This window comes from Sphingomonas sp., from assembly GCF_035758555.1.
In the GTDB taxonomy this organism is placed as follows: Bacteria; Pseudomonadota; Alphaproteobacteria; order Sphingomonadales; family Sphingomonadaceae; genus Sphingomonas_B.
Map to the genome: position 1 here is coordinate 1 of NZ_DASTXI010000153.1, position 7,441 is coordinate 7,441.

At 68.4% G+C, this 7,441-nt stretch carries 9 protein-coding genes; 3 read left to right on the forward strand and 6 right to left on the reverse strand.

Going from position 1 to position 7,441, the window contains the following annotated elements; all coding sequences use genetic code 11:
• The 5 genes from dmeF to VFT73_RS09190 all read right to left on the reverse strand — a co-directional run.
• Positions 1–778: CDF family Co(II)/Ni(II) efflux transporter DmeF (gene dmeF, locus VFT73_RS09170; protein ID WP_326410129.1), on the reverse strand; the 778-nt coding region annotated here is incomplete at its 3' end.
• Positions 779–836: 58 nt separating this feature from the next.
• Positions 837–1,490, reverse strand: coding sequence for a transcriptional repressor LexA (gene lexA / locus VFT73_RS09175; protein ID WP_326410131.1), 654 nt, complete (start codon positions 1,488–1,490; stop codon positions 837–839).
• Between the two features lie 55 nt (positions 1,491–1,545).
• Entirely contained in the window at positions 1,546–2,736 is a 1,191-nt protein-coding gene (gene glp / locus VFT73_RS09180; protein WP_326410134.1) for a gephyrin-like molybdotransferase Glp, read from the reverse strand.
• A 44-nt stretch (positions 2,737–2,780) separates the two neighbouring features.
• On the reverse strand, positions 2,781–2,999 hold the full coding sequence (locus tag VFT73_RS09185; RefSeq protein WP_326410136.1) for a hypothetical protein: 219 nt from the start codon (positions 2,997–2,999) through the stop codon (positions 2,781–2,783).
• Between the two features lie 66 nt (positions 3,000–3,065).
• Positions 3,066–5,183 carry an acylase gene (locus VFT73_RS09190; RefSeq protein WP_326410138.1) on the reverse strand — a complete coding sequence of 706 codons (2,118 nt, stop codon included), beginning with the start codon at positions 5,181–5,183 and terminating at the stop codon, positions 3,066–3,068.
• Between the two features lie 131 nt (positions 5,184–5,314).
• On the opposite strand from VFT73_RS09190, the gene VFT73_RS09195 reads away from it, so the two are divergent.
• A complete protein-coding gene (locus VFT73_RS09195) occupies positions 5,315–5,572 on the forward strand; it encodes a hypothetical protein (RefSeq protein WP_326410140.1) in 258 nt (85 codons plus the stop codon).
• 39 nt (positions 5,573–5,611) lie between these two features.
• Here VFT73_RS09195 and mtgA read toward each other — a convergent pair whose 3' ends face one another.
• Positions 5,612–6,331, reverse strand: a complete 720-nt coding sequence (gene mtgA / locus VFT73_RS09200; protein WP_326410143.1) for a monofunctional biosynthetic peptidoglycan transglycosylase — start codon at positions 6,329–6,331, stop codon at positions 5,612–5,614.
• A gap of 161 nt (positions 6,332–6,492) precedes the next feature.
• On the opposite strand from mtgA, the gene rplQ reads away from it, so the two are divergent.
• A complete protein-coding gene (gene rplQ / locus VFT73_RS09205) occupies positions 6,493–6,915 on the forward strand; it encodes a 50S ribosomal protein L17 (RefSeq protein ID WP_326410145.1) in 423 nt (140 codons plus the stop codon).
• Between the two features lie 77 nt (positions 6,916–6,992).
• The coding region (locus VFT73_RS09210; RefSeq protein ID WP_326410147.1) for a hypothetical protein at positions 6,993–7,441 on the forward strand (449 nt) is incomplete at its 3' end.

The following is a 7,441-nucleotide window of genomic DNA, read 5'->3' on the forward strand; positions in this document are numbered from 1 at the left end:
CGACGCGCCACACGTGCAGGTCGAGGATGCTGGCGTCGAGTTCGCCGACGACACTGCGCACCTGATCGGCGACATGGGCGTCGGTGGTGTCGAGCAGGACGTCGGCGGTCTCGGTCATCAGCGACCAGGACCAGCGCGCGATCACGATAGCGCCGACGATGCCCACCGCCGGATCGAGCCACACCCAGCCGAAATAGCGCCCGGCAAGCAGGGCAGCGATCGCCATCACCGACGTCAGCGCGTCGGCCAGCACGTGCAGATAGGCCGCGCGGAGATTGTTGTCGCGATGGTGGTGATGGTGGCCGTGCTCGTCGCCATGGTGGTGGTGATGATGGCTGCCGCCCGACAGCATCAGCGCGCTGACCAGGTTCACGATCAGGCCGAGTACGGCGACCAGCGTCGCGTCGCCGAAGTCGACCTTGATCGGCTGCATCAGCCGGGCGACGGACTCGATCGCGATGCCGAGCGCGAACACGCCGAGGATCAGCGCCGAGGCGAAGCCGGCCAGGTCGCCGACCTTGCCGGTGCCGAAGCTGAAGCGGGGATTGCGGGCATGGCGCCGGGCATAGCTGTAGGCCAATGCCGCGACGCCCAGCGCGCCCGCATGCGTCGCCATATGAAAGCCGTCGGCGAGCAGCGCCATCGATCCGGTCGCGTAGCCGGCGACGATCTCGCCGACCATCATCACGGCCGTCAGCGCGACCACCCAGCGGGTGCGCTTCGCGTTCTCGTCATGCTGCGCGCCCAGATAGTCGTGCGCGAAATGGCCCTGGCTCATGCCCCGCCTTCATGCGGTGCCGGAGCGCAGGTGTCGAGACCCGACGCGCCCCGCCGGATCAGTAGCGGCGGAGCAGACCGGCGAGGCAGCCCTGGACGCGAACGCGGTTCGGGTCGTAGCGCTGCGGATCATAGGCGCGGTTGGCGGGATCGAGCCGGACCATCGCGCCTTCGCGGCGGAAATATTTGAGCGTCGCTTCATTGTCGTCGACCAGCGCGACGACGATCTGGCCGTCGCGCGCGGTCTCGGCACGGCGGATCAGCGCATAGTCGCCGTCGAGAATGCCGGCCTCGACCATCGAGTCGCCGGCTACTTCGAGCGCATAATGCTCGCCCGGGCCAAGCAGCGCGGCCGGGACGGAGAGGCTGTTCTGTCCCTCCAGCGCCTCGATCGGCGCGCCGGCGGCGATGCGGCCGTGCAGCGGGATTTCGAGGACATTCTCGTTCGCCGCGACAGGCACGGACACCTGCGGCTTGGCGGCCGCCGCCTTGCGGTCGGCTTCCGGCATCTTGATCACTTCGAGCGCCCGGGCGCGATTCGGCAGGCGGCGGATGAACTGGCGCTCCTCGAGTGCGGAGATCAGGCGGTGCACGCCCGATTTGGACTTCAGGTCCAACGCGTCCTTCATCTCTTCGAACGACGGCGACACGCCGCTTTCGGCGAGCCGGTCGTGGATGAAGCAGAGCAGTTCATGTTGCTTGCGCGTCAGCATCGCGGGCCCTCCGCAGGAACGAACAAGGAACGTTTAGGGCGCAGGCCCGTAACGGTCAAGCGATAATCAGAACATCCGCGAACATCCCCGGTTCGGCGGCGGCCGCGTGCGGCGGACGCAGCAGCAGCGCGTCTGCCTGGGCGAGCGCGAGCAGGGCGCCACTGTCCTGGGTCGCCAGCGGATGCACCGCGCCGTCCGCGATTGCTGCGCGGAGAAAGTCGAAGCGCGGCCCGTTGGCGGGCAGCGGTGCGCCGAGCGGCAGGCGCACGGTTCGCGGCAAAGGGTCGGCAGCGCCGCCGAGCGCCGCGATCAGCGGCTTCAGGAACAGCAGGGCGGTGACGAAAGCCGAGACCGGATTGCCGGGGAGCCCCAGCACGACGCAATTCCCGAGGCGGCCGGCCATCAGCGGCTTGCCGGGCTTCATCGCCACGCGCCAGAAATCGAGCCTCGCGCCCGCGGCTTCGAGCGCGGGGCGGACAAGATCGTGATCGCCGACCGACGCGCCGCCGGTCGTGACCAGGATGTCGGCATCGGCCGCGGCTGCTTCGATCGCGTTCGTCAAGTTGACACTATGGTCACACGTCAGCGGCTTCCGGTCGCCGATGACGGGCCCGGTTGCGAGCATGGCGCCGAGCATGTCGGCGTTCGATTCGTAGATCTGTCCCGGCCGAAGCTGCGTGCCGGGCGGCGCGAGCTCGTCGCCAGTCGAGAGCAAGGCAACACGGGCCGGGCGACGGACGGGAAGGGCCGCGTGGCCGGCCATCGCCGCGAGGCCGATCCGCGCCGGTGTCAGCCGCTCGCCGGCCCCGAGCACCGTCGCACCCGCAACGAAGTTCGAGCCGCGCCGCCTTATGTGTGCGCCCTTGGCCGGAGGCCCTTCGCCCGAAAGGCGCAGCGTGTCGCCGTCGCGCGCCGCCTCTTCCTGGATCAGGATCGTGTCGGCGCCTGCAGGAATCGGCGCCCCGGTGAAGATGCGCGCGGCTTTGCCGGGACCGAGAGGGCCGGATGGCACGGCACCGGCCGCGACTTCCTGCACCACGCGCCACGGGCCGGGCAGTTCGCCGAAACGGATCGCATAGCCGTCCATTGCCGACAGGTCGGCGAACGGGTGGTCGACGCGTGCCTTTATGTTTGCGGAGAGCCAGCGGCCGGTTGCACCAGCGAGCGTCGCCTGCTCCTCGGCCAGCGGCGTCGCGAGGGCGAGCAGGCGGTATTGGGCATCGGCAAGGGGCAGCAGGTCGGCCATGCGCGGATGCATGGCACAGCGACCGGGGTGTAGGACAGAGGGAGCTAGGCTCCGAACAGTCCGACTTGCGGTCCGATCTGGCGGTGGATCACGGTCGGCGGAACGTCGGCGATCTTGCGGCGGCCGTGCCACAGCTCGGCGCCGAAGCCGTTCGGGACGGTACGCGCCTTGCGCACCGCGGCGAGGTCGTCGAACGCCTCGACGTCTTCCGGCGCGACGTGCTGCCCATCCGAACCCAGATGATAGAGACGATACCAGCTCATGGTGTCCCCGCGTGAAGTCCGGGCGCAAAACGCGGACTGGGCAGACCGGGTTCCCCTGAATTCGGATCAGCAGCCGCGCCGCGCGCCGGGGCGGTAGGTGCAGACGATATTCGGAGCGAGCTCCTGCTCGCCGAACCAGGCCGGCTTCAGCGCGCCGCGCGCAAACAGCGGCGCCTGATCGGCATAGTGGCGCGATTCCGGATGCGACGTGGCGCTGCCGAATTGGTGGATGCTTTGCGCGCGGACCTTGCCTGCCTTGTCCCAGGTCACGAGCATGATGAAGCTGTCGCCGAGATCGCCGACCAGCCGGCCGTCATCGCCATAATGCGTGTAGATCGCGCGGAGTGCTCCGGGTCCGCCGGTCAGCGGCAGGTCGAGGCTGCCGCGGCGGAGACGGACGAGATCGGTCATCGGCGGGTCGATCCGGCCATAGAGTTCGGTCAGCCGCTTCACGGCATCGGCCAGGGCCTCGCGCGGCGGGGGCGGCGGCTCGTTGTGATAGATCGCGCGCAATCCGTATTTGACGACAATGAAGGCGAGTGCATCTGCGGCGCCATGGCCGTCCAGCGTGCCGTCCCAGGTGCGGAGCAGCGCCTGCGCCCGGGCAAGGTCCGGGCTGCCGCGCAGGTCGAGACGTAGCGCGGCATCGATATAATGCCGCTCGGCCGAGCGCGGATCGAAGCCGGTATCCATCTTCACGCGCCACAGGTCGTCCGCGCCGACCTTCGGCATGGCCGAGAGCAGGGCGACGGCGCGCAGCGCACGGTTGGTCACATTCTCCTCGATGCCGAGCAGCGGCGAATAGGCCGTGCGGTGCAGGTTCGATCCCTGCTGCGTCGCCAGCCATGGCGCATTGTTGGCATTGACCAGAAAGCCGCTCGGCGGGTCGACCAATTGCGGCGCGGCGTCGAAAGGAAGCTGGCGGCGCCACAGGTCGCGGCTGGTGTCGCCGGGCAGGATGCCGCGCCAGTCGAATCCCGACGTGCGTTCCGGGAAGCGGGCATTGTAGAAGAATGCGATCCGGCCGGTCCTGTCCGCATAGACGAAGTTGGTGGCGGGGATCGCCGCCATCCGCATCGCCGCGATCCACTCATCGTAATTGCGCGCTTTCGTCAGCCGGTAATATTGCTCGACCTGGGCGATTTCGCCGATGCTGCCGTAGCGGATCGCGAACGCGCCCGCCTTGTTGACGATCACCGGTCCCTGGATCGCGCGGTAGACGGTCTTCGGCACCGGCAGCACGAACGGGCCGAAGCGGACCCACAGCCAGACGCGCCGGCTGCCGAGCGGCCGCGTGCCGCCGTCGAACCGGTAGGACTTGCCGCCGTCGGTCAGCGTCAGGCGGTAGACATCGACCAGATCGGGCCGGTTGACGGTGTTCGCCCAGCCGAGATCGCGGTTGTGGCCGGTGAGCGGGAACGGCGCGATCGGGAACAGGCCGCCGGCCATGTCGAGCCCTTCGCCGCTGGTGACATGGGCTTCGTACCAGGCGACCGGTCCGCTCCACGGCTGGTGCGAGTTCAGGATCAGCCGCGTCGCGCCGTCGGCCGACCGGCTGGGCGCGACCGCGAAGGCGTTGGAGCCCTTTTCCGTGCCCAGGTTGGAATCGTTCGGCAGCGGCTTGTCGCCCACCAGCGCGCCGAGCGTGTGGTCGAGGCCGAAGAAGAAGGGGGAGGTGAGGGCAAAGCCCGAGACGATATCCTTGCCAGTGACCGGAAACAGGCCGGGCAGGTGCCGTTCCTCCGGATGGCGGGCGGCATAAAGGTTGACGCCGTCCGCATAAGCCTCCACCACCTTGCGGACCTGAGGCGACAGCTTCGCTTCATAGCCGCGGTCGACATCGGCGCGGACGCCGAGCAGGTGATAGGCATAGTCCTGCGCGGCGCCTTTGGGGCCGGTCAGCTCGCCCAGCCGTCCGCGCGTACCCGCCAGCACCTGTTCGAGTGTCGCGAAATCGTCCTCGGACTGCGCCCAGGCGAGGCCGAACGCTGCATCGGCATCGGTACGGCCCTTCACATGCGGCACGCCCCAACGGTCGCGGCGGATCACCACATCGTGAGCGGCAGCCGGCTCGGGCACGCTTTCGAGCCGGGCGCGAAGCGGCGAAAAGGCGATCGCGTCCGCTGCCGCGATTGCCGCCAGCGTCCCGGCGATGCCCAAGCTCCACTTCGCCCAGCGCTTCATGATGCGTCCCCTGCCTGCGCGCATAAAGCGGCAAAAGCCGGATTTGGACAAGCGGGCCGTGCGGCCGTTCCGGAACCGTTCGCGGCAGCCTGTCGTTGCGGGGCCATCATCTCCAGCAAGGAGTGGCAGAGATGGCAGACGAACGGGTCGTGGAACGGACGGTGGAGCATGAGCCGCAGACCACGGTGATCGAACGGCGCGGCAGCGGCGCGGGCGTGGTGATCGGCATCCTGGTGCTGGTCGCGATCGCGCTGCTCGCCTGGTTCCTGTTTGCGCAGAACCGCAACGATGCGGTGCGGACCGATGCCGTCACCGGCGCCGCGCAAAGCGTCGGCGACGCCGCCGGCAAGGTCGGCGACGCGGCGGAAAAGGCGACCGACGGGAAATGATTCTTCTCCCCTCCCTGAAAAGGGAGGGGAGTTAGTTTCCTATCTCACACACGCGTCCATCCCCTCGCGCTTCACGACGCCGGCGCGGCGGAGGATCAGGTTGCCGTAGCGGCGGGTATAGCCGGTCGGCGCAACGCCGGGCCGCTTCTTGGGCAGCGGCAGGACGGCGGCGATGCGGGCAGCCTCGATCGTGCTCATCCGCGATGCGTCGTGCTTGAAATAGCGCTGCGCGCCCGCGTTGACGCCATAGGTGCCGATGCCGGTCTCGGCGATGTTCAGATAGACTTCCATGATCCGGTGTTTGCCCCAGATCGCTTCGATCAGCACCGTGAACCAGGCCTCGATGCCTTTGCGGAAATAGCCGCCACCCTGCCACAGGAACGCGTTCTTCGCGGCCTGCTGGCTGATCGTCGAGCCGCCGCGGATGATGTGGCCGCCGGCCGCATTGCGCATCATCGCCGCGCCGATCGCATCGACGTCGAAGCCGTGATGCTCGCAGAATTTCGAATCCTCCGCCGCGATTACGGCGCGCGCCATGTCGGGATCGATCCGCGACAGGGGCATCCAGTCCTTTGTCACGCTGCGCCCGGACAGCACGTCGCCCAGCATCGTGAAGGTGAAGGGCGGCGGGACGAAGCGGTAGACCGCGACCCATAGGACCGAGAACAGCATCAGGCCGAACACCAGCTTCAACAGAAAGCGGATCGGGCGGAACGAGCGGGTGCGGGCATTGCGGCGGGGGCGCGGGCGGGTGGCCATGGCGGCCTTGCTAGCGCGGGGCTTTGTCCGCGTCACCCGTGCCAATCCGGTTGACATTTGCGCGCCCTTCCGCTTTAGGCGCGCGCTTCTGGCGGTGCCGCAGGGGTGCCGCCTGGCTGGGTCTACCTTGCACGGGACCCTGACGAACGAAAGGAAAGACCATGCGTCACCGCGTCGGCGGCCGTAAGCTTCAGCGCACCGCCTCTCACCGCGCCGCCCTGTTCCGCAACCAGGCAGCCGCTCTCGTCAAGCACGAGCAGATCACCACCACGCTCGCCAAGGCGAAGGAGCTTCGCCCCTATGTCGAGAAGCTGGTGACGCTGGCTAAGAAGGGCGGGCTTTCGAACCGTCGCCTCGCCCACAGCCGGCTGATGGACGACACCCAGCTGAAGAAGCTGTTCGACGTGATCGGCCCCCGCTATGCCGAGCGCGCCGGCGGCTATACCCGCATCATCAAGGCCGGCATCCGCGCCTCGGATGCGGCGCCGATGGCGATCATCGAGTTCGTCGACCGCGACACCTCGGCCAAGGGCCAGGATTCGGGCCCGGTCCAGACCGACGACGAGTACGCCGACGCCGCGTAAGTTCCGGTAACGGAACGTCTTCGCAACGGGCAAATGACGCGCTAGACCCCTGCTCAGGCAGCAGGGGGAGGTGCTTCATGCGTGTGTTGATCGCAGCGGCGGCGATGTTGGCGGGCGCGTCGCCCGCTTGGGCGCAGAATTGTCCGAAACCGCAGGACTGGACGAAGCCGGAGCGGCATCTCGCCGCCCGCGTGCCCGAGATGAAGTTCGCGCTGAAGCCCGGCGGCACGGTGCAGATCGGCCTGCTGCCGCAGGAGCAGGTCCGGTTCGCGGCCGGCAAGGCGACGCGCAAGGGCTATGCCGGGCTGGCGGCGATCGACGTGCCGCGCGCCGGCACGCTGCAGGTCGCGGTCGATAACAAGACCTATGTCGACCTGGTCCGCGCCGGCAAGCCGCTGGCGCTCGCCGGAGAGCCGAAGACGAAGGGTTGCACGGGCGTGCAGAAGATCCTCGAGTTCAAGGTCGCGCCGGGGCGGTACCTCGTCCAGCTGTCGGGTTCGCCCGACAAGACGGTCAGGATCGCAAC